The sequence below is a fragment of the Nocardia sp. NPDC056541 genome (genome assembly GCF_042794235.1).
In the GTDB taxonomy this organism is placed as follows: Bacteria; Actinomycetota; Actinomycetes; order Mycobacteriales; family Mycobacteriaceae; genus Nocardia.
The window spans coordinates 239,178-265,094 of record NZ_JBHTUD010000009.1 but is presented as its reverse complement, the minus strand read 5'-3'; the positions used below and the strand labels follow the sequence as shown (position 1 = coordinate 265,094).

The following is a 25,917-nucleotide window of genomic DNA, read 5'->3' as shown; positions in this document are numbered from 1 at the left end:
TGCGCGACAGTACGACCCGCCCCATCAGGCTCGCACGGCATACACCTCGTGCAGTTCGGTGCCTGCCAGCGACGGGTCCTGCCTGATACGTGAGGTGAGTCCGTGGAGGTTGAGGACCTCGCAGAATTCGGCGAGGCGGCCGTCGCGGTCGTGCACCTCGGCGACGACGGCGCGGATGCGCGGCCAGTCGGATTCGGTGATGCCGAGCAGGACATCGAATTCGGCGCGCTCGACGTCGATCTTCAGCACGCCGATCTCGGCAACCGGATCTTCCTGCGCAAGGATCGCCGACACCGTGGTGACCTCGACATCGATCTGCTCCCCGTCGTGCAGGCCGCGGGTGATGAGGCTGATCGCGTCGTCGGGCAGGCCACTGTTGCGCAGGAAGGTCTTCGTCGCATCGTCATCGGCTTCACGGTCGGCATACAGACTCGAGTTCGCGGTGGCGCGGGGGTACCAGGTGAACGGCAGCACACCGGGTGCGGCGCCCACCGCGACCTCGAGGGCGACACCGCCTGGCACATGGGCTGCCATATTGCGGTGCAGGCAGTCGAAGATAGCGGGAGCGGGTTCGGCGGCGATCACGCGGACACCGGGGAGCGTTTCGGCGAACATCATCGCGCTGAGTCCGATATTGGCGCCGATGTCGACCGCGAGGTCACCGGGACGCAGGGTCGCGGCAGCCTGGCGGTAGTACCCGTCGGCGATCATTTCGTTCCAGAGCATGCGCGCTTCGGCGGGGCTGGTGCAGGTGACGGTACGGCCGTCGTCGAGGCGCAGTTGCTGCTGTGTCGTCATCAGATCATGAATCCTTCGAGGATCGGGCCGATCACGGCCAGCGCGGACGGGTGGGTCAGCTCGAGATGGCGAGCGTCGAGCACAGTGTTGTGGATACGGCCGGTGATGTGCGGTTGCCACGTCTGCGCGACGGCCTCGGTGTCGTCGCGGTCTTTGCCCGCGGTGAAGAAGATCAGGTCGCCGTCGAAGATCCGCGGGTGATAGTCGCCGACGAGTTCGCCCGCGGTGGAGAAACTCTCCATCACCCGGTCGACCTGGTCGGCGCCGAACAGGCCGGTACCGGTGATCTGATCGCGGATCACCTGCCAGGCCTGCTCGGTGGTGCTCGCGGTGACGGTGTCGCCGAGGTCGAACAGTTCCCGCCAGCCACCGAGCAGATCGGCCATCAGCTCCCCCGGCGCGACATCGGTGTCGGGAGTGATCGGTGGAGCACCGACCGCGCTGTCCATCATGGCCAGCAGCGCGACCTGTTCGCCCTGTTCCTGCAACTGTGTCGCCACCACGTGGGCGATCTGGCCGCCCAGCGACCAGCCGAGCAGGTGGTACGGACCGTTCGGCTGGGTCCGGCGGATCTCGTCGACATAGCGGTGCGCGAGCTCATCGATCGACGTGGCCGGGGGCTCGGCGGCGACGACGTGCGGGTCCTGCAGGCCGAACACCGGCCGATCGCCGCGCAGATGCCCGACGAGTCCGCCGTAGAACCAGGCCAGCCCGCCCGCCGGGTGGATCGCGAACAGTGGGGTCGCATCGCCCGCGGGCCGCAAGGGCAGCAGCACCTGCATGCCCGAACCGCCCTCGGCCGCATCGACCCTGCGCGCCAGTGCCCGCGGTGTCGCGTCGTCGAACATCCACGGCAGTTCGAGTTGCACGCCGCGGCCCTGCAGTTCGGCCACCGCCATGGTCGCGAGCAGTGAGTTGCCGCCCAGATCGAAGAAGCCGGCACCGGCACCGACCCTGGCCACGTTCAGGGTCCGTGCGAAGACCTCGGCGATCGCGATCTCCGACGGTGAGCGCGGCGCGTCGTATTCGTCCTCGTTACGGCCGAAGTCGGGTGCGGGCAGGGCATTTCGATCGAGCTTGCCGTTCACTGTCACCGGCAGCGCCGAGAGCACCACGACGGCCGAGGGCACCATGTACCCGGTGAGCAGGTCGGCGGCGGTGTCTCGAACCCGCGCCGGGTCCAGTTCCTGCCCGTCGGCGGGGACGACGTAACCGATCAACTGGTCGACGTCCCTGGCGTGGCGATGCACCGCGGCTGCCGCCTGGGCGACACCGGGATGACGGAGCAGCGCCGATTCCACCTCACCCAATTCGATACGGAAACCACGCAATTGGATCTGCGCGTCGGCGCGCCCGCGGTAGTCCAGTTCCAGTCCGTGCCCGCCGCGATGCCACCGCCCGACATCACCGGTCCGGTACAGGCGGCTACCCGGCGTGCCGAACGGATCGGCCACGAACCGGCCCGAAGTGAGCGCGCCCGCCCCGTGGTAGCCGCGCGAGAGCTGTCCGCCGCCGACATAGAGGTCACCGGTGACGCCGACCGGCACCGGCCGCAAGCGCTCGTCGAGCACGTACACCGTCAGGCCGGGCAGGGCGCGCCCGATCCCGCCGCCCGCCTGATCGACCTCGGCGTAGCTGACATGCACGGTCGTCTCGGTGATGCCGTACATGTTGACCAGGGTCGGCGTACCCGCCGGGTGGGCGAGGAACCAGCCGGTCAGCCGGGACGGGTCGAGCGCTTCGCCACCGAACACGATGTAGCGCAAGGCGAGGTCGGCGCCACCCGCGCCGTGGTAGCGGCGCTCCGCGTCGACGAATCCGTAGAACGCCGACGGGGTCTGGCTGAGCACGGTGACCTGCTCGCGCGCCACGAGCTCGACGAAAGCATCGGGCGTGCGCGTGGTGTCGTAGTCGACGACCACCAGGCGACCGCCCGAGAGCAGGGCGCCCCACATCTCCCAGACCGCGAAATCGAAAGCGTAGGAATGGAACAGTGTCCAGACATCGTCGGGCCCGACGTCGAACTTCTCCGCGGTGTGGGTGAGCAGGGTGACCACATCGCGGTGGGTGACCGCGACACCCTTCGGCCGACCGGTGGAGCCCGAGGTGTAGATCATGTAGGCGATGTTGTCGGGCAGCGCGGCGACTCTCTGCGCACTGTCGACGACGTTCTCGTCGTCCACAAGGACTGTCGGCCCGGCAAATTCGGGTGTCTGCGATGCCATCGCCGATGTGGTCAGCAGCGCTACCGGTCGTGCGTCGTCGAGCACGAACCGGAGCCGCTCGGCCGGGTACGTCACATCCAGGGGCAGATAGCCCGCACCCGACATGACCACAGCCAGCAGCCCGACCGCCAACTCGGCCGAGCGCGGCATCGCGACGGCGACCAGTGTTTCGGGGCCCGCACCGGAGGCGATCAACTGGGCGGCAACAGACTTCGCGCGCCGATCCAGTTCCGCGTAGGTCAGGACCGTCGTCCCATCGGTCACCGCCACCGAATCCGGGGCCACCGCCACGCGCCGTGCGAACAAGCCACCGATCGTTTCCTCGGGAACGTGCGCGCCGGCCACGCCTGCCGCATCGAGAACCTCGTAGCGCTGACTCGATTGCATGAACTCGATGTCACCGATGATCGCCTGCGGATTCGCGGTCACCGCCTCCAGGATGCGCAGATACCACTGCGCGAACCGCTCCATCGACTCTTCGACGAAAAGGTCTGTCGCGTAGGTCAATCGGCCGAGCGTACCCAGCGGGCGACCGTCGGCGGCGAACCGCTCGACCAGCTTCACATTGAGATCCGACTGCGCCTGATCGACATAGTCCTCGACCGGTTCCACCGAGATCCCCGGCAGTTCGAGCACCACCTCATCGAGATTCTGGTAGTCGATCGTCACCTGGTACAGCGGCAGATGCGCGGTCGAACGCGGCGGATTGAGCGCCTCGACGACCTGCTCGAAGGAGACCTCCGCATGTGCGAGGGCAGCCAGGTCGGCTGCTCGGACGTCGGCCAGAAGCGCGTCGAACGGCTGATCGGCAGAAACCTCCGTCCGCAGGACGACAGTGTTGACGAACATGCCGATCAGGTCGTCGAGTTCACGTTCCCCGCGCCCGGAGACCGGGGTACCGACCGCGATGTCGTGGGTATTCGCCAGCCGTGCCAGCAGCACGGCCAGCGCGGCGTGAGCCACCATGAACGGCGTCGCGCCCGCGACCCGCGCCACCGCGGCGATCCGCTCCTGCAGCGATGCCTCGATGTCGAAGTCGATGGTCCGGCCGCGCATCGACGCGACCGGCGGACGCGGCATGTCGGTCGGCAGTTCAAGGAGTTCGGGCAGCCCGGTGAGGGTAGCGCGCCAGTAGTCCAACTGACGGGACAGCAGCGACTCCGGATCGTGCTCGTCGCCGAGCAGATCGTGTTGCCACAGCGCATAATCCGGATACTGGACCCTGAGCTGTGGCCACGCGGGCACGCTCGCGGTGATCACCGCGTGATAGGCGGCCGCGACGTCGCGGGCCAACGGAATCATCGAGAGCCCGTCCGCACAGATGTGGTGCACGGCGATCACCAGCACGTGATCATCCGAGCCGAGATCGAACAGTTCGGCCCGCACCGGCGGTGCCTCGGAGAACTGGAAACTCTTCGACAGCACCGCCGCTGCGGCCTTCGGCAGCACCGATTCCTCGATCGCGATCGGGATCAGGTCGGGCACGACCTCGTCGGCGTCGACGATCATCTGCCACGGTATACCGTCGATTACCGGGAATTTCGTGCGCAACGATTCGTGGCGGCCGATCACCATCGCGCAGGCTGTACGCAACGCGGGGATTTCCAGCTCGCCGGTCAGCCGGATCACCAGCGGCACGTTGTAGGCGCCGACAGAGGCGTCGAGCTGGTTGAGGAACCACATCCGTTGCTGGGCGGGCGAGAGCGGGATCAGGCCGGTGCCGGGTCGCCGGGTCAGCGTCGGGCGTTCGACGTGGTCGCGGCCGGTGAGCCGGGCGGCGAGGTCGGCCATCCGCGGGTACTCGAACAGGTCGCGCACCGCCACCCGGACGCCCAGCGCGGAGCTCAGGCGAGCGGTCAGCCTCGTCGCGGTCAGCGAATTGCCACCGAGGTCGAAGAAGTCGTCGCGCATGCCGACTCGGGGCAGGTCCAGCACTTCGGCGCAGATGTCGGCGACGAGGCACTCGGTCGGATCGCTCGGCGCCAGATATCCGGCAGCGACGAAACTCGGCATCGGCAGTGCGCCGCGGTCGAGTTTTCCGGTGGTGGTCAGCGGAAGCTGTTCCAGCACAACGCAGATGTCGGGAACCATGTGGGCCGGTAGCCGGCGGCGTGCCGATGCCCGCACGTGCTCGGGGTCGATCGTGTCGCCGATGAGGTAGCCGACGAGCCGGTCCGCGCCGTTGTCGTCGGTGCGCAGCACCGCTACCGCATGGGTGACCGATCGATGTTCGGCGAGGACGGCCTCGATCTCGCCGAGTTCGATCCGCTGGCCACGGATCTTGACCTGATGGTCGGTACGGCCGACGTAGTCGAATGTGTGGTCGGCGGTCCATCGGACCCGGTCGCCGGTGCGGTACATCCGGGTGCCCGGATCGTAGGGGTTGGCGAGGAAGGTGGCGGCGGTCGCGCCGGGACGGCCGAGGTATCCGCGGGCGAGCTGGATGCCGCTGACATACAGTTCGCCGGTCACCCCGATCGGCACGGGCCGCAGGTACGAGTCCAGCACCACCGCGGATGTTCCGCGAATCGGACCACCCAGGGTGATCGGTTCGGGCGGCGCGAGGGGATCGCTGATGGCGACCATGATCGTGGTCTCGGTGGGTCCGTAGCCGTTGAACAACTGGCGTCGTGGCGCCCAGAGCGCGGCGAGTTCGGCGGGCACGGCCTCCCCGCCGGCGACCAGAACCCTGAGGCTGTCCAGCCCGTCGGGTGACATGGTCGCCAGCACGGTCGGGGTGAGGAAGGCGTGGGTGACCGCGTTGTCGCGGATGAGCCCGGCCAGCTCTGTGCCCGCGTAGGTGTCGGGCGGCGCGATGACCAGCGTCGCACCGTGCGGGTGCGCCATCAGGACTTCGAGCATGACGGCGTCGAATCCTGGTGCGGCACACTGCAGCACCCGTGAATCGGGGCTGACCTGGTACCGGTCCCGTTGCTCGGCGGCGAAGTTCGCCATTCCCGCCTGGGTCACCGCGACGCCCTTGGGGGTGCCGGTGGTTCCGGAGGTGTAGATGACATAGGCCAGGTCGGTGTCGCGGACGGTCCGTGTCACCGCGCGCGAAGGTCGGCTCGCGATCTCGCGCTCGGCCGCCGGATCGTCGACGACCAGGCGTGCCCACTCCCCTTCCGGCACTCCCTCACTCACCTGCGCGACGGTCAGCACGACGTGGGCAGCACAGTCGGACAGCATGACCGCGAGCCGCTCTCGCGGGTTGCGTGGGTCGAGAAGCGCACACGCGGCACCGATCTCGGCGAGCGCCCAGATCGTGGTGATCAACGGGATCGACCGCGGCATGACCACCCCGACGGTGTCCCCCGTGTCGACACCGTGCTCGACCAACCACTGCGCCAGCCGATGTGCTCGGCCATCCAGCTCGGTGAAGCTCACCGTCTCGGTCCCGGACGCAACCGCCACACCGTCGGGGTGTCGGGTCACGCCGTGGCGCAACAAATCGGTCAATGGTTCAGGAGCCACCCGTTCCGCGCCTCTGGCCGGGACGAGTGCCGCATGCTCGGCGGCCGACAGCAGGTCGATATCGCCGACGCGTCCGTTCGGGTCGGTAGCGACCGCACGCAGGACCCGCTCGACACGGTCGGCGAGCCCGGCGGCGGTCACACGGTCGACGCGAGCCGCCTGATACCGAAGGCGGATGTGCAAGGTGTCGGTCTGGTGGGCCTGCACGGTGATCGGGTAGTGCGCGGCATCGGTGCCGGCCACCCCCGCAACCCGCACTCCGTCGATGTCCGCGTCACCGAGTCCGCTGCTGTCGACCGGGTAGGACTCGAATGCCACCAGGGTGTCGAACAGCTGTCCGCCGCCGAGCGCGGCCATGATGCCGGACAGTTCGACGTGGTGGTGGTCGAGCAGCCGGGTCTTGTTCGCCTGCAACTGTTCCAGCGCCGCCACGATGGTCCGGTCACCGCGCACGAGAACCGGAACGGGCAGCGTGTTGATGAACAGCCCGATCATCGACTCGACGCCCGGCACCTCGGCCGGTCTGCCGGAGACGGTCTCGCCGAACACGATCCGCTCGCGGCCCAGCTGGTTGGCCAGCACCGTCGCCCACGCGAATTGCACAATCGTCGACATCGTGGCGCCCGAGGTGCGGGCGAGCTCGGTGAGGGCGGCGGTGATGTCGTCGTCGAGATCGATACTCAGATCGGTCGGCACCTCGACAGTGGCCGCGCCGACCGTGTCGGCGATCAAGGTGGGTTCGGTGAAGCCCGCCATCGTGTCGCGCCAGATCTCGACACCGGCGGCGGTGTCGCGCCGGTCCAGCCAGGCCAGGTAGTCGCCGTAGGACGGCGCGGGCGGCAGCAGGGCGGCGTCCGCGCCTGCCGCGTACAGCCCGACCAGGTCGCGCAGCAGCAACGGCAGTGACCAGCCGTCGAGCAGCAGGTGGTGCGCGGTCAGGATCAGCCGGAATTCGGTGGGTGCGACGGCGACGAGGACGAATCGCACCAGCGGCGGATCGGCCGGGTCGAAAGCCGTTTCGCGTTCGGCTGTCAGGATCTGCGGCAGAGCTGTCTCGGGGGCCTCGATGCGGCGCCAGTGCACAGCGGATTCCGCCGGAACAGCCTGTACGACAACACCATCGGACGTTCGGGTGAACGCCGCCCGCAGGTTCGGATGCCGATGCAGCAGGTCCGCCGCGGCTCGCCGCAGCCGCGGCTCGTCGACCGGCCCGGTGAGCGTCATCTCCGACTGCGCCGTGTACACATCGAGGTCGCCCGCGGCGAGCTCGGCGTGGAACAGCAGCCCCGCCTGCAACGGCGCCATCGACCAGACGGCCTCGATCGGTCCGTAGCGTTCGGTGAACACGTCGAGGTCCTGTTGGGTCAGGGCGACCAACGGGGTGTCGGACGGGGACAGTCCCCAATCTTGTTCGCGTGCCGCCGCTTCCGCGATTTGCCCGAGGGCCGCCGTCCACTCGTCGAGGAGTTCGTCGACGGCATCACGATCGAGAAGCCGTGCGGCATACCCGATCTGCACGGCGAGGGTCGGCCCGACGGGGGTATCGACGATGCTGATGTCGAGGGTCAGCGCGGCGGACGCGGGCATGTCCGGATCGAACGAGCCCTGGTGGTCGAATTCCTCGTCGGCGGGAATCCAGGCGAGCCCGGACAGTGCCGAGATGTCGACGCCCGCCCGGCCGAGGTTGTTGAAACTGATCTGTGGCGCGGGCAGCGAGGCCAACCGATCGGCGGTCGCCGGGTTCAGGTATCGCAGCATGCCGTAGCCGATTCCCTTGTCGGGCACGGCTCGCAGCTGTTCCTTGACCGCCTTCACCGCGGCACGTGGATCGGTGCCGTCGATGTCGAGGTCCACCGGGTAGGCGCTGGTGAACCAGCCGACGGTGCGCGACAGGTCGGCGCCCGGGGCGAGTTGTTCTTCGCGCCCATGGCTCTCGAGCAGGATGCGCGCGCCGGAGTGGTCGACACCGCGCCGGGCACGCCAACGTCCCAGTGCGAGAACGAGGCCCGCCAGCAGAGCATCGTCGGTGGTGGCATGCGCGGCGCGGGGCACCGCGTCCGTCAGAGCGGTGGTCAGCTCGACAGGCAGCGCCAGCGTCAGCCGCTCGACCGTGGCGTGCACGTCGAGCGCCGGGTCGAGAGGCGCGCGCCCGAGCAGCGGTTCCGGTCGCGACCCCATCCGCTGCCACAGCGCCAGCTCGTCGGCACGGCCGCCGGCGGCAGCGGAGACGACCTCGGCCCACCGGCGCATAGATGTGCCGACCTCGGGCAGTTCGACCGCTCGCCCCGCACCCACCTGCTGCCACGCGGAGACGAAGTCGGGGAGCAGGATGCGCCAGGAGACACCGTCGACCACCAGGTGGTGGATCACGATCAGCGCGCGCCCGCGCGACGCCACGCCGGGCTCGGGCAGCAGGCAGACGATCTGCATCATGACGGCATCCACCGGGTTCAGCGCGGCCGAAGCCTCTTCGAGGGCACCCTCCACCAGCGACGTGAAACCCGCAGTGCCAGGGGCATTATCGGCACCGAACGTACGCACCGACACCAACTGCTCGGCATCGATCTCGCCGGGCGTCAACGCTTCGAGGTGCGCCGCACTCAGGCGTGCACGCAGCATGTCGTGCCGATCCAGAACGGCTCGGACGGTGGCGATCACGTCGGCCGGGCGCGCGTCGCCGGGCAGCTCGACCAGCAGCGACTGCGCGAACCGGTCGTCGGCGGGACGGTCGAGGTACCAGGACACGATCGGTGTCCGCGTCACCTCGCCGATACCACCGCCGGGCAACTCCTCGAGACCCACCCGTCCGGCGCCCCCGGCCACGGCGGCCAGCCCACGAACGGTCCGGTGCTCGAAGATGTCCCGTGCCGTCACAACCACGCCTGCGGTCTTCAATCGCGACGCCAGTTGGATCGACATGATCGAGTCACCACCGCGCGCGAAGAACGACTCGTCCGCACCCACCGAGGCCACACCGAGCACCTCGGTGAAGATCCCCGCGATAGTCGCCTCCAACTCGCTCGCCGCGGCGGCCACCGCCGAATCCGGCACCTCGGCACCGGGTTCGGGCAGCGCGCTTCGATTCACCTTGCCCGTCGAGGAGACCGGCATCTCGTCGAGCACCATGAGCACAGCGGGCACCATGTGGCCGGGCAGTGCGCCCGAGATCTGGTCGCGGATCGCGGCCGCGTCGATCGTTCGCCCCTCGGTGGCCACCAGGTAGCCGACCAACGTCGGTTGCCCGGCCTGGCCACGCCTGCTCACCGTGACCGCCGAGGCGACGTTCGGGCAGGCGACCAGCGCCGCGTCGATCTCGCCGAGTTCCACCCGCTGACCACGGATCTTGACCTGGAAGTCGGCGCGGCCCACGTATTCGATGGTGTGCTCGGCGCTCCAGCGCACCAGGTCACCGGTGCGGTACATCCGGGTCCCCGGTGCACCGAACGGATCGGCCACGAACGCGCCCGCGCTCGCCCCCGGCCGATTCAGGTAGCCGCGCGCCAGCGCATTGCCCGCCAGGTACAGCTCACCGACGACGCCGACCGGTACCGGCCGCAACCGGCTGTCGAGCACGACGGCGCGCACCCCGCGGATCGGGGTGCCGATGGTGATCGGATCACCGGGCTGCAACTGGGCGCTGACGCACACCGCGATCGTTGTCTCGGTCGGCCCGTACACATTGTGGAAGCGGCGGCCGGGTGCCCAGGCGGCGACGAGTTCGACGGAGAGCGCTTCGCCGCCGATGGTGAGCATCTGCAGCGCGTCGAGACCCTCCGGCCGCAAGGTCGCCAGGACGCTGGGTGTGAGGAACGCGTGCGAAACCCGGTGCGTGCGAATCAGTTCGGTCAGTTCCGCACCGGCGAACACCTCGGCGGGCGAGACGACCAGGGCGGCACCCGCCGCGTAGGCCATCAGCGATTCCATCATCACCGCGTCGAACGCGGGCGCGGCGACCTGCAGGACCCGCGATTCTCGATCCACCTGATAGTGCTGGTGCTTCTCGTGCGCGAACGCCGACAACCCCGCGTGTGTGACGACCACGCCCTTCGGCTTGCCCGTCGAGCCGGAGGTATACACCAGGTAGGCGACATCGTCGAGGCGTGCTGCCTGGAAGGTGTGATCCGTTGGCGCGGTGGCCAAGTCGGCGATCACTCGGTCGTCGTCGAGGCACAGCCAGTCGACCGTGTCCGGCAGTGACGAGCGCGCCTCGTGCAGAGTCACGCCGAGCGTGACGCCGGAGTCCTGGGCCATGTGCGCCAGCCGGTCCGCGGGGTAACGCAGATCCATCGGCATGAACGCGGCACCGGTTTTCGCGATCGCCCACAGCACCACGTGATAGGTCACCGACCGCGGAACGGCCAGGGCGACATAGGTTCCCGGTGCCGCACCCGCTCGCGCCAGCAGCACCGCGAGCCGATCGGATCGCCTATCGAGTTCGCCATAGGTCAGGGTTTCGTCGGTACCGATCAGCGCGGTCGCCGTCGGGTCCGCGGCAGCGTCGGCGAGCAGCGCGGGCAGCGTTTTCGGCACCACGGCGGTCTCGCGCCCGACAGGGAGCAGGTGTGCGGTCTCCTCGGGGCACAGCAAGTCGATGGCCCCGACCACGGTGTCCGGCCGCGTGGTGATCGTTTCGAGAATCCGCAGCAGGCGGTCGGCGAACCGCGCCGCCGTGGCCCCGGTGAACAGGTCGGTGGCGTAGACGATCTCACCGTCGATACCCGCGCCGTCGGCACGTTCGTTCAGCATCACCATGAGGTCGGTCTTGGCCTGTGCAACACCGGGATCGAGCACCTCGATGCCGATATCGTCGAGTTCGAACCGAGTGGGGTCGGCATGCCGGAAGCCCAGCATCACCTGATAGAGCGGTGAATACGCGGTCGACCCCGCCCGGTCCAGTATCTCGACCAGGCGCTCGAACGGTACGTCCGCGTGAGCCAGCGCTTCCAGATCCGCGCCACGCAGGTCGGCCAAGAATTCACGGAACGACAGATGCTCGGCGACGCGGGTGCGCAGGACCACCGTGTTGACGAACATGCCGACCACATCGTCGAGTTCGGGGCGGCCACGACCGCCGACGGGGGTGCCGATCGAGATGTCGTCGCTGTGCGCGGTGCGCGAGAGCAGAATCGTCAGGGCGGCGTGCAGAACCATGAACACCGTGGCACCTTCGCCGTGCGCGAGTGCGACGACGGCATCGCGCAGACCCGGCTCGATCGTGAAGGCGACGCTGCCACCATCCATCGACAGGACCGCGGGCCGTGGGCTGTCGGTCGGCAGGGCGAGCAGTTCAGGTGCGTCGGCGAGAATCCGCTGCCAGTAGGCGATCTGACGCCCTGCCAGCGAAGTGGGGTCGTCCTCGGCGCCGAGGAACTCGCGCTGCCAGACCGCGTAGTCGGCGTAGTCGACGGGCAACGGCGGCCACAGCGGCGCCGAGCCGGTACGACGAGACCGGTAGGCGGCGAACACATCTCGGGCAAGCGGCCCCATCGACGCACCGTCAGCGGCGATGTGGTGCACCACCAGGACCAACACGTGGTCGTCGGCGCCCGTGCGGTACAGACGTACGCGGACCGGCGTGTTCGTGGCAACGTCGAAACCCGACTCGACCGCATCGCGCAGCCGTTCTGCCAGCACCGTCGGATCGTCGATATCGGCCAGTTCGATATCGGCGGCGCCGACCATGCTGTCGTGGACGAACTGATGCGGTTGTCCGCCCACTGCGGGATAGGTCGTGCGAAGGGTCTCGTGTCGGGTGACCACATCCACCATCGCGGCGCGCAGCGCCGCCACATCGAGCGGTCCGCTCAGCCTGGCCACGAAACCGATGTTGTACGCACCGGACTCGGGATGGAGCTGATTGAGGATCCAGATACGCCGCTGGGCGGCTGCCAAGGGAATTTCGGTCCGGTGCCGGCGACGGACCAGCGGCACCGACGCGTGTTCGTCGCGCATCGCGATTCGTTCGGCGAGCTCAGCGACGGTCGGCGCGTCGAAGACATCGCGTACACCGACGCGCACGTGCAGCGCGGCCTCAGCGCGGGCCGCTACCTGAGCTGCCGACAGCGAGTTCACCCCGAGCTCGAACAGGTCGGCAACGACACTGACCTGGTCGGCACCGACGATCTCGGCGACGATCTTCGCCAGCACCGCCTCACGGTCCGTGCGGGCGACGAACTCTGCCAGCATCGTCGCGCGCGTCGCGGCGTTGTCCGCGTCGGAGGCGATGGACCCGTCCGCATCGTCGAAGATCATGTGCGACAGGGCCGACCTGTTCACCTTGCCGTCGGAGCTGAGCGGCATGGTGTCGAGCACCTGAATTCTTGCCGGCACCAGGTAGGACGGAAGCAGTCGGGTGAGACGTTTGCGGACCTTCGGCTCGGAGAGGGTCGCACCCGGTATCGGCGACACATACGCCGTGATCCGGTCAGCGGAAACGATCGCGACTGCTCCGGAGATCTCCTCGATCGAGCGCAGCGCGGCCTCGATCTGCGCGGGCTCGACCCGTTGGCCGTGGAACATCGCCTGAAAGTCACTGCGGCCCACGTACTCCAGATCCCCGGACCGTGACCAGCGAACAAGATCCCCGGTGCGGTAGAGGCGGTCCCCTGGCTCGCCGAACGGATCGGCGACGAACCGACCGCAGGTGAGGTCCGGCCTGCGGTGGTAGCCGCGAGCGAGCTGAACGCCCGAGACGTACAGGTCGCCGACAACGCCGACCGGTACGGGCCGAAGCCGTGCGTTCAGCACGTACGCAGACATTCCGGTGACCGGGCAACCGATCGGGACCACTTGCCGTGCCGGAGAATCCGCCGGGCAGCGATAGGCCGTCACAACTTCTGCCTCGGCGGGGCCGTACCAGTTGACGACCTCGGCCCGGTCGAAGGACTGCCCGGCGCGTACGGCGGTGCGCTGGGCCAGTGCCTCACCTGCCGCGAACACATAGCGGACCGACGGCAGCCGCGTCGTGCCGGTGTGCTCGAGCAGCACCTCGAGCATCGACGGGACGAAGTGCACGGTGCTGACCTGCTCCTCTGCGATGATCTCGGCCAGGTAGGCGGGATCGTGGTGGCCGCCGGGTTCGGCGACGACGATCTGCGCACCGATCTGCAACGGCCAGAACAACTCCCACACCGCGACGTCGACGGTGATCGGGGTCTTGTGCAGCACCACATCCGACGCGTCGTGCGGGAATTCGCGTTGCGCCCAGGCCAACTGGTGGGCGGTGGCGGCATGGGTGAGCGCGACGCCCTTCGGTGCGCCGGTCGTGCCGGAGGTGAACAGCACGTACGCCGTGTTGCCGGCGCGCAGCGGTGCGCGACGTTCGTCGTCGCCGACCGGGCCGCCGGGGCGCGCGCTCAGGTCCAGCTCGTCGAGGCGGATACGCTCGATGCCGTCGGGCAGGGAGCTCTCGTCACCGGACGTGGTGACGAGCAGCAGTGGCCGGGCGACCGACAGGACGTCTGCCAGCCGGGCGGTGGAGCGGTCCGGGTCGAGCGGAACGACGGCGGCACCGGATTTCACGACGGCGTAGACGGCGGTGATCAGGTCGATCGAGCGGTGAATCGCCACGGCCACGGTCGTTTCAGGGCTCGCGCCGAGATCGATGAGGTGGCGGGCGAGGCGGTTGACGGTGTCGTCGAACTCGCGGTAGGTGAGGGCGCGGCCGCCGGGGACTCGGACGGCTACAGCGTCCGGGGTGCGTGCGACCTGCTCGTCGAAGGCGTCGACCAGCGTGCGGCCCGCGCTCACCAGTGGTGCGTCGTGGGGGCGCAGCAGCCGATCGCGGGTCGTGTCGTCGGCGAGGTCGATCTCCCCGGCGATGACCCGCTCGTCGGTGGTGACCGCGTCCAGGACGCGCCCGAACTGTTCGGTGAACCGGCGCGCGGTGGCGTCGTCGAACAGGTCGGTGGCGTAGGTCAGGCGCAGATTCATGCCCGCGATCTCGTTGTGCGGACCCCGGTCCTCGGTGATCATGAGCAGCAGATCGCAGATCGCCGCGTCGGCGCCGACATCGATGCCGCCGACCTCGAGCCCCGGTACCTCGAGCTGGGCGGGCGCCATGTTCTGGTAGGCGAGCATCACCTGGAACAGCGGCGAATGTGCCGTCGAGCGCGCCGGATTCAGCACTTCCACCAGCCGTTCGAACGGGACGGCGGCATGATCGAACGCCTCGATGTCGGTGCGCCTGGTCATGTCGATCAGGTCGGCGAATCGCTGGTCGGGGCGGACACGGGTGCGCAGGACCAGCGTGTTGACGAACATGCCGACGAGGCGATCGAGGGCTCGGTCGCCGCGGCCCGCATACGGGATGCCGATGGCGATGTCGTCGCTGCTCGACAACTGCGCGAGCAGAACGGCAAGGGCGGTGTGCACCACCATGAACGGGGTCACGCCGTTGCGTCGCGCCAAGGCCGCCACGGCTTCGGCCACCCGGGAAGGCACCGCGGTGTGGACGGTCGCGCCGCGGTGGGACCGCTCGAGCGGGCGCGGGCGGTCGGTGGGCAGCGCGAGCACATCCGGGATCCCCGCGAGTTGGGTACGCCAGTACAGCAGGTCGCGGCCCGGCGCGGAGTCGGGTGCCGCGAGCAGTTCGCGCTGCCACAGCGCGTAGTCAGCGAATTGCACTGGTAGCGGCGCCCATTCGGGCGCGGCACCGACCCGGCGCGCGCGGTAGGCCTCGATGATGTCGGCGGCCAGCGGCGCCACCGAGTAGCCGTCGCAATTGATGTGATGCACCGCAAGCGCCAGTGCGTGCGCGGTTTCGGTGAGCCGGAACAACGCCATGCGCAGCGGGGCGCCCGCCGAGACATCGAAGCCGGTGCCGAAGAACTCTGTCAGCCGTGGGAGCAGTTCATCGGCGGACACCGGGTGCACGGCGAGATCGCAGGACGCGACGACGTCCTCGGCGGTCAGTACGACCTGCGCGGGGGTGCCGTCGTGGGCCGGATAGGTGGTGCGCAAGATCTCGTGCCGTTCGATGACATCGCGGAGCGCGGCCGTCATGGCCTCGATGTCGAGTTCACCGTCGAGGCGGATCGACAGTGGCACCACGTAACTCGCCGACTCCGGGTCCAGTTGGTTGAGCAGCCACATCCGGCTCTGCGCGGGCGAGAGCGGGATACGCTCGGGCCGCGGTTTCGCCACCGGTCCCGCGACATCGCCGACGGCGCGCTGCTGTTCGATCCACCGCGCCAGTTCAGCCACGGTCGGCGCTTCGAAGATGGCGCGCACGGGAACCGTCACGCCGAGGACTTCGCCGATGCGGCTGAGCACGCGGGTCGCCAGCAGCGAATTGCCACCGAGGGTGAAGAAGTTCTCGTCGGCGCCGACCCAGGGAGTTTGCACCAGTTCGCCGATCACGCCGGCGATGGTCTCCTCCGCGATCCCGCTGGGAGCGCGGTAACGGGTTGCGGCGGTGCGGGTGTCGGGGGCCGGGAGGGCGCGGTAGTCGATCTTGCCGTTGGGTGTGAGCGGGATCGTGTCGATCCGAATCACCTGGACGGGCACCATGTACGCGGGCAGTCGCGACAGCAGGTACGTCCGCAGCGAGTCGGGGTCGATCGCCTCGTCGCTCACGGCGTAGGCCACCAGGATCTGCCCCTCGGCAACCGTAGACACCCGCACGACCGCAGCATCGATGTGATCGTGGGCGAGGAGCGCGGCTTCGATATCGCCGAGTTCGACGCGCAGGCCGCGAATCTTCACCTGGGAATCACGGCGGCCGACATACCGCAGTCGGCCTGCCGTGTCCCAGCGGGCCAGGTCGCCGGTGCGGTAGAGGCGTGCCCCCGGCGTCGAGCCGAACGGATCGGCCACGAACGCGCTCGCCGTCAGGTCCGCGCGGGCATGGTACCCACGGGCGAGCTGGATTCCGCCGAGATACAGCTCGCCCGTCACGCCGGCGGGGACGGGCCGCAGCCGTGCGTCGAGCACGTGCGTGACGGCATTCGCCTCGGGCGTACCGATCGACACGACAGGTCCGTCGAGCTCGCCGATCTCGTAGGCGGTGACGCTCACGGCCGCTTCCGTCGGGCCGTACAGGTTGTCGACGCGTGCTGCGCTGAGGTCGCGGAACCGGCGAACGGTCGCGGAGTCCAACGCCTCACCGATGCACAGCACCTGGCGGACGGCGGCGAGATCGTCCGGGGTCGCGATCTCGAGGAACGCCGACAGGAGCGAGGGAACAAAGTCGACCACCGTCACGCCGTGACGAGCGATCAGCCGTGCGACGGCGGCGGGGTCGGTGTGATCGTCGCGCCCGGCGACGACCAGCGCGGCACCGGCGGTGGGTGCGGTGAACAATTCCCACACCGACAGGTCGAAGGTCGCGGGCGTGCGCAGCAGCAGCACGTCGTCGGTGCCGATCCCGTAATGGTCGGTGAGCCACCGGAGTTGGTTGACCACCGCCTCGTGGGTGAGTGCCACCCCCTTGGGGACACCGGTCGACCCGGAGGTGAAGATGACGTACGCCAGATCCTGCGGGCGCAGCGGCCTGATCCGATCGGCGTCGGTGACCGGCATGGTGCCGGTCGTGGGCGAGGTGAGATCCGACAGACGCCAGACCGGTGCCGGTGCCGCCAGGTCGATGTCGTCGCCGGTCAGCACCGCGTCGGGTCGCGCGGTCGCGAGGACCGTGCGCAGCCGGTCGACGGGGTGGTCGGGATCCAGCGGAAGGTAGGCGGCACCTGCCGCGTGGACGGCGTAGAGCGTGGTGAGCAGCTCGACCGAGCGGCGCATGGCCACGGCCACCACGCTTCCCGGCCCGATACCGCGACCGATCAGCCCTCGTGCCAGCGCGTTCACCTCGGCGCCGAACGCGACATAGGTGAGCGCGTCCCCGCTCTCCCCATCGATCACCGCAGGGCGTTCGGGCGTCGCCGCGACCTGCTTCGCGAACAGATCCGCGATCGTCGCGCCGTCGGAGGGCACGTCGGGGCCGGACTCGCGTAGCGCCAGTTCGTCGAGTTCACGCGGGCTGAGCAGCGGCAGATCACCCACGGGCACATCGGGATCGGCGACGACACCGCGCAAGATGGCGACGAACCGCTCGAAGATCGGCATGATTGTGGCTTCGTCGAAAAGGTCGGTCGCATACCCGAATTCGACCTGCATGTCACCGGGAGCGCCGTGCGCATCGACCGTGTCGACCAGGGTGAGATGCAGGTCGTACTTGGCGACACCCGGCTCGACGAGGTCGGCCGCCACCGTGAGCCCGCCCAGGCGCAACGTCGGGATATCGATGTTCTGGAAGGAGAAGCCGACCTGGGTCAGTGGCTCGTGTGCGGTGCTGCGCGGCGGATTGAGGACCTCCACCAGCTGTTCGAAGGGAATCGCGGCATTGTCGAACGCACCGAGATCGCATTCGCGGGCGCGCTCGAGCACCTCCGTGAACGGGGCCGCGGGATCGACCTGTACCCGCAGCACCAGCGTGTTGACGAACATGCCGATCAGCGGGTCGAGGGCGGGCTCTCCGCGCCCGGCGACCGGCGTGCCGACCGCGATGTCGCCGGTGCCCGACAGCCTTGCCAGCAAGATCGCGAACGCCGCATGGGTGACCATGAACAGTGTCGAGTCGTGGCGCCGTGCGAGAGCGATGATGTCGCGGTGCAGGTCGGCGGGAATCGCGGCCGACATGGTCGCCCCGCGGTAGGACTGCTGTGCGGGACGCGGCCGATCGGTCGGCAGGTCCAGCATCTGCGGTAGGTCGGCCAGTGCCGCGAGCCAGTACCGGATCTGGCCCGCGGTCACACTGGTCGGGTCTTCCTGCACGCCGAGGTTTCGCCGCTGCCACAGCGTGTAGTCGGCGTACTGGACCGGCAGGGGCGCAAAGGCAGGCGCTTCGCCCGCCGTTCGCGCCCGGTAGGCCACGGCCAGGTCGGTGGCCAGCGGCGCGAGCGAGGATCCGTCGATGGCGATGTGATGCGCGGTGAGCACCACGGCCCATTCCTCGGCGGTGGTGCGCAGCAACGTGATCCGGAACGGGACCTCGGTGCTCACATCGAAGCCGAGGGCGGTCTCACGCGCGATCTGTTCGGCGATCTCGGCCGCGGCGACCTCGCGGCACTGGAGCTGCGGTGCCGATTCCATGGGCAGGATCTGCTGCCATGGACCGCTGTCGCTGTCCGGGTAGCGGGTGCGCAGCGTCTCGTGCCTGGTGATCACGTCGGCCAGTGCCGACCGAAGAGCGTCGACGTCGAGCGGGCCGGAGATCCGCACGACGACAGGCACGTTGTAGACCGCCGCCGAGGTATCGAACTGGTTCAGGAACCACATTCTGGTCTGCGCGGGCGAGAGCGGAATCCGATCCGGACGCTGCTGTGGCACCAGCCGACGATGGACTGATCCCCGATCAGCCTGTCCACCAACCGAATCCAGCTCGCGGGCGAGCGCGTCGACGGTCGGCGTCTCGAACAGCGCCCGCACCGCGATGTCGGTGCCGAACACATCGGACAGGCGCGCCGCGACCTTGGTCGCGGTGAGTGAGTTGCCGCCCAGATCGAAGAAATTGTCGAGCGCACTCACGTGCGCCGCGCCGAGCACATCGCGGTAGACGCCGGCGACGAGTTGTTCGGTGGGCGTGCGTGGCGCGATGGCCTGGGCGGTCTGCGGGAACACCGGCTCGGGCAACACGGCGCGATCGAGTTTGCCGCTGGCGGTCAGCGGGAATCGGTCGAGCACCATGCACACATCGGGCACCATGTGCGCCGGCAGCCGGTCGCGCGCGGCGGCGCGCACCCGCTCCGCGTCCACGCCCGCGCCGACCAGGTAGCCGACGAGCCGGTCGGCGCCCGCGCTGCCGTGGATCACGACGACGGCGTGGGTCACCGCGGGATCCTGGGCGAGTACGGCTTCGATCTCCCCCAGTTCGGTGCGTTGGCCACGGATCTTCACCTGGTGGTCGGCGCGGCCCAGATATTCGATGGTCTGCTCCGGGGTCCACCGGGCGAGGTCGCCGGTGCGGTACATCCGGGTGCCCGCACCACGGGGATCGGCGACGAAACTGGCTGCTGTCACCGTGGGCCGGCCGAGGTAGCCGCGCGCCAATTGCACACCGCCGATATACAGTTCGCCCGCCGTACCGACCGGCACCGGCCGCAGCCGGGAGTCGAGGACCTGCGCGGAGATCCCGCGAATGGGCCCGCCGATGGTGATCGGCCCCTGGACGGGGATCGGGTCGCTGATCGCGACCATGATCGTGGTCTCGGTGGGTCCGTAGCCGTTGAACAGCCGACGCCCCGGCGCCCAGGTCGCGCCGAGCTCGGCCGTGAGGGCTTCGCCACCGGAGACCAGCACCCGCAGGCACTCCAGGTGCTCCGGCGACATCGAGGCCAGCACGGTCGGCGTCAGGAAGGCATGGGTAACCCCTTGTGCCCGAATGAGTTCCGCCAGTTCGGTGCCCGCGTAGACATCGGGTGGGGACACGATCAGCGCGGCGCCACCGGGGTGGGCGAGCAGAATCTCCAGCATCACCGCGTCGAATCCCGGGCCGGCGGCCTGCAGGACCCGTACGGTGGGCTCGACGTCATAGCGGTCCTGTTGTTCGGCGGCGAAGTTCGCCAGCCCCTGGTTGGTGACCTCGACACCCTTCGGAACGCCGGTCGTTCCGGAGGTGTAGATCACATACGCCACGTCGCCGGGGTGCACGGGCCTGCCACGGTCGGCGTCGGTCACCGGTGCGGACGAGTACCCGGCGGTGATGCTGCGCGAGACCGGGTCCGCGACCACCAGCAACGTCCACGGCCCCTCGGGCGCAGCGCCCTCGACTTCGGCGCTGGTCAAGACCACCCGGGGCGCGCTGTCGGCGAGCATCGAGGCGACCCGATCCCGTGGGTTGCGCGGGTCGATCAGCACCAAGGCGGCACCGGTTTTGGCGACGGCCCATACCGCGACCACGAAATCGACCGAGCGCGGCAGGACCATCGCCACCACCGCACCGGGTCGGGCTCCGTCGTCGAGCAGACGCCGGGCGAACCGGTTCGACAACGCGTCCAGCTCCGCGAAGTCCAGGCACTGTGCCCCGGACACGACAGCCGGACCCTCCGGCGAGATCGCGACACCTCGGGCCAGCAGATCCGACAGCGCCACGCCGGGTACCGCGTCGGCGCCCCGAACCGGATGCAGCACAGCGCGTTCGGCGTCGGACAGCAGTTCCACATCGCCCACCGGCACAGCAGGGTTCGCCACCACCGCGTCCAGGATCCGGCCCAGCCGTGCGGCCATCTGCTCGACGGTGGCGGGGTCGAACAGGTCGCTCGCGTAGTTGAGCCGCACCGCGACGTCGCCGGTGCCCGCGGCGTTCGCGCCCACGGTGACGACGAGGTCGACCTTCGCGGGTTCGGCGCCGGGATCGACAACGTCCACCGTGAGATCGGGCAGGACCAGTCGAGGCAGTTCGGTGTTGTCGAAGGCCAGATACACCTGACACACGGGCGCGTAGGCCGCCGAGCGCCGCGGATCGAGCTCTTCCACGACCCGGTCGAAGGGCAGCTCGCCGTGCGCGAAGGCATCGATGTCGATGTCCTTGACGCGTTCGAGCAGGGCCGTGAACGACTCCTCGCCTCGAATCGGCGTACGCAGCGCCACGGTGTTGACGAACATTCCCACCAGCGGAGCCAGATCCGGCTCGCCCCGTCCGGCCATCGGCGCGCCGATCACGATGTCGCCGGTTCCCGACAGCCGGGCCAGCAGGACGGCGAGTGCGGCGTGGACCACCATGAACGGGGTGACGTCCGCGGCGCGGGCGAGTCGCTCGATCTCGGTGTAGGTCCGGGCGGAGAGCTGCGTGGTGACGGCCTCGCCGCGCATCGAACGGCGAGCAGGCCGGGGCCGGTCGGTCGGCAACTCGAGCACTGCGGGCGCATCGGCCAATTGGGTTGTCCAGTACCGCAACTGGTCAGCGGCGAGCGAATCCGGATCCGCCTCGTCGCCGAGCAGGCGACGGTGCCAGTCGGCGTAATCGGCGTACTGCACCCGAGGTGGCACCTGATCAGGTGCCGTTGCCTGCGACCGTGCCGCGTAGGCGGCGGCGAAGTCGGCTGCCAGCGGCGCCAACGACGTACCGTCACAGCAGATGTGGTGCAGGACGAGTACCAGCACATGCGTGTCGGGGCCGATCGTGAGCAAGTCCGCGCGCAACGGCGGGCGGGCGCAGACATCGAAGCCGGCGGCCGTCAGCTCGCGGATCCGGTCGGCAAGCCGGTCTTGCCCGAGTTGTTCCGGGACACAGTCGAAGTCGGCCAGAGCCGCCTCGGCCGACAGAACCTCCTGCATACCGTGACCGTCACGGGCGGGGTAGCGCGTTCGCAGCGCCTCATGGCGATCGAGGACATCGCCCAGCGCCGTGCGCAGTGCGGCGGGATCGAGTCGCCCGGTCAACCGCAGGACCAGCGGAATGTTGTAGGCGGCGGACTCCGGGTCGACGCGGTTGATCAACCACATCCGATGTTGCGCGGGAGCCAGCGGCAACAGGCCGTCGCGCGCGATCGGTGTGAGTGTGGGCCGCACCCGGCGCCGTGCCCGGCCCACGCACGCGGCGAAGCCTGCCACCGTCGGGTTGCCGAACAGATCACGCACCGACAGTGCGCATTCGGTGGCATCGGCGACCCGGGCGACGGCGGCCGCCGCAGTGAGGGAGTTGCCGCCCACCTCGAAGAAATTGTCGAACGCGCCGACCCGGTCCATCTCGAGCACCTCGGCGAAGACGTGCGCGACGGTCTCTTCGGCCTCGGTGCGCGGCGCGAGATAGCTCGCGGCGCTCCCGGCCGCCGGTTCGGGCAATGCACGCAGATCGAGTTTGCCGTTCACCGTCAGCGGCAGTTCATCGACGACCAGCACGACGTTGGGGATCATGTAGTCCGGCAGCAACGAACCCGCCTGCGCGACAACGGCCTCGACATCGCAGTCGGCGCCCGCCGGTACGACGTACCCCACCAGACGCGCCGTGTCGGTGCCTGCTCGATGCACCACCACCGCGGCCGCGGCCACCGCCGGGTGGGCCAGCAGCGCGGCACGGACCTCATCGAGTTCGATGCGGAACCCGCGCAGCTGTACCTGCTGATCCGCACGCCCGCGGTATTCGAGAGCGCCGTGGTGATCGCGGCGGGCCACGTCCCCGCTGCGGTACATCCGCTCCCCCGGCGCACCCCACGGGTCGGCGACGAATCGACCCGAACTCAATGCCGCCTGCCCGAGATAGCCGCGAGCCAATTGTGTTCCCGCTACATAGATTTCACCCCACGCGCCCACCGGCGCCGGTCGCAGCCGCCGATCCAGCACGTAGGCGCGAAGGCCGGGGAGCGCCGCGCCGATCACGCTGGGCGCGCCGGGTACCGCCAGATCGCCGCTCATGTCGGTGTGGGTGACGAACACGGTGGTCTCGGTGATGCCGTAGCTGTTGACGACGACCGGCCCCTCCGGGTTGTCCACGTACCAGGGCGCCAACGCCGCCGGATCCAGACCTTCGCCCGACAGCACGACCAGCCGCAGCCCCAGCTCACCCTCGGGCGCACCCGCCGCAAGGTAGCGCCGCTGAGCTGCGGCGAATTGGTAGAACGCCGAGGGAGTTCGGCTGAACACGGTGACGCGTTCACGGGCGACCAGGCGCACCAGTTCATCGGGCGCGCGCGTGGCCGGCGTATCGGCGACCACGACTCGGCCGCCGGTGACCAGCGGGCCGAAAACCTCCCAGATCGAGTAGTCGAACGCCACCGAGTGCAGCCATGTCCACACGTCGTCGGCCCGAATGTCCAGGGCGGCACACGCATTCGCCAAGTAGGTGACGACCGAGCGGTGGCTGATCACCACGCCCTTCGGCCGCCCCGTGGAACCGGAGGTGAAAATGACGTAGGCGGCGTCGTCAGGCCGCAGTGGTGCGATGCGCTCGTCATCGGTGATCGGGTCCGCGGCACCGTCGAGGTCGTCGTCTTGCCCGAGAACCAGAGTCTGGCCCCGACCTACCGGCAGTCCGACCTCTTCGACGATGACAACTGTCGGATCTGCCTGGCCGACAACGTATTCCAGCCGCTCCCGCGGATGGGTGATATCCAGTGGCAGATACGCGGCACCGGATTTCAGCACGGCGAGCATCGCGACGATCAGCTGGGTGCCACGCGGCAGTGCGATGGCGACCAGCGTGCCCGGACCCGCGCCACGGCCGATCAAACGCCGGGCGAGCCGGGTGGAACGCTCGTCGAGGTCCCGGTAGGTGATCGTCTTGTCCCCGGCGGTGACCGCGTCCGCGAGCGGGGCCGAACGAGCCTGTCGCGACAGCGAATCCACCAGCGTCTCGACCGGGGCGACACCTTCGGCACCGGCCGACTCGCCGATGATCGAGAGCTCTTGCGCGGCGGACACCAGCGGCAGTTCCACCACCCGCTCGCCGGAGTCGGCCTCGATGAATCGGTGCAGGAAATCGATGAATCGGTCGGCGTGCGCGTCGATATCGCGCTGACTGTAGAGGTTGTCGTTGCCGTGCAGCTCGATCAGCAGCGGCGTGTCCGGCCCGGTCCGGTAGAGGTTGATCTGCAGATCCTCGAGGGCGCCCGAGGTGAGCGCGTGATAGCGCCCGACGGCGTCGCCGAGACGGATCTCGGAGTCGAAGAACAAGATGTTGACAACGGGGCCGAAAGTGTTGGCGGAGTTGTCGATCGAGGCGGATTCGCGACGCAGATCCTCGAAGCGGTAGCGCTGATGACGCAGCGCGGAGACCAACTCGCTGATGGACGCCTTGACCAGTTGCTCCACGGTGGTCGCGTCATCGATCGCGAAGCGGATCGGCACCATATTGGCCAGCATCGCCGCGGCGTTGCGGAGCTTCACGGTGACCCTGGCGCTCATCGGGACCGAGAGCACCACCTCGTCGGCACCGGTCATCCGCGTGAAGAAGGCCGCGAACGCCGCGACGACGACCTGCGCGGCCGACGCGTCGAGTTCGGCCGAACGACGATCGAGCAGCGCGCACAGCTGCGCCGGAAGTTCGCGCGCCGCAACTTCGTCCACGGTTCCCGCGCGCGCCGACCGACCGGACAGACCGGCGGGCGCGGGCAGATCGGCGACCTTGTCCAGCCAGTACTGTCGATCGGCCTCGAACCTCGTGCCCTCCCGATAAGCCTGTTCGTCGGCGGCGATTTCGCGCAGGTGCGCGGCCACCAGTCGAGCGGGCGGCCTGCCTTCCGACAGCGCGTTGTAGTGCTCGGCGACCCGGCACAGCACGCTGAACGCGCCGTAGCCGTCGATCACGAGATGGTGGGCGCGCGCGTACCACAGGTGCAGGTCATCGCTGATTCTGATCAGCCGTGTGACCGCGAGTTGATCTCGGGTGATGTCGACCTGCCGGGTGTAGTCGCGGCGCATCCATTCCAGCGCCGCGGCCATCGGATCGCTGTGCGTGCCGAAGTCGAGCACGAGTTCGTTGAACGTGATGTCGCGGTCGACGACCTGGTAGGGACGCCCTTCCACCTCGATCACCCGCACCATGAGCGACTCGGTCTCTTCGGCCGCCTCGTGCACCGCCGTGTTGAACAGGGCGACGTCGATCCGCCCCGCTATCTCGACGTACTGCGCGATGTTCGTCGCCGGTCCACTATGCGCGCCGTCCGCGTACCACATGCCATATTGCGCAGAGGAAAGCGGAATAAGATCCTGATTACCGGCACAGCTCTCGACAGACTCCATGATTACCCGACCCCTCGCATGGCTATCGACCTAACACGGACCCCGAGTATGGACATCCGTGCGCTTTCCTACCCCACGTAACAACGTGTACCACAACCGCCGAATGCGGGGTCCGTTCACTGCCGAGCAGCCATACGTATTCCCCTTGCTGTTCTCAGGACCGATACGGATCCGTTAGACACTGATCCGACATCCCGCGAGGTGCGGTACCCATCCGGTTACTACCCGAAACATCTCCCCGAGATTAGCCTGACAGCTAACAACCGGCATACGATTTAGGGGGAACACACTAGTAACAATTCAATTCAGATCGATCACGAATCCGGACATTCCACGCGAAACCAATATTCCGAGAGCACTGCAGGTCCAGGCGCTAGGTTTGCAAACATAGCGCTGCCGCTCGCGATGCGGGCCGATCGCCACCTGTGCGATCTCCGGCCTCGATACTGCACATCCCCAGCGTGTACGGCAAATTTTGCAAACAATTCAGCCGAACTGATCGACTGACCGAATCTGTCGATTGCTGCCGCGTCGACATTCGACACTCCCCCGGAATGCCGAGAGCGAAACCAGAGCCCGGATTTGTTGGGGACATCCCGATTTTGCGCGTGTCGCGCGGCGGATATACCAATTCGGTTGCCACCAACATTTGGGGCTTGACTCAATAGTGAGACCATTTGACGGCGCGAGACATACTGGACATTCCCTGAATAGCCGAAAACGAGGCAATCGGTATGTGACGCGCCGC

2 protein-coding genes are annotated in these 25,917 nt (G+C 68.5%); both read right to left on the bottom strand.

Annotated elements, in window-relative coordinates; all coding sequences use genetic code 11:
* Positions 1 to 24: 24 nt before the first annotated feature.
* Positions 25 to 798 carry an FkbM family methyltransferase gene (locus ACFQ9R_RS18185; protein WP_378991914.1) on the bottom strand — a complete coding sequence of 258 codons (774 nt, stop codon included), beginning with the start codon at positions 796 to 798 and terminating at the stop codon, positions 25 to 27.
* Positions 798 to 25,169 carry a non-ribosomal peptide synthase/polyketide synthase gene (locus tag ACFQ9R_RS18180; protein WP_378991913.1) on the bottom strand — a complete coding sequence of 8,124 codons (24,372 nt, stop codon included), beginning with the start codon at positions 25,167 to 25,169 and terminating at the stop codon, positions 798 to 800. Before ACFQ9R_RS18180 ends, ACFQ9R_RS18185 begins: the two co-directional genes overlap by 1 nt.
* Between the last annotated feature and the right edge of the window lie 748 nt (positions 25,170 to 25,917).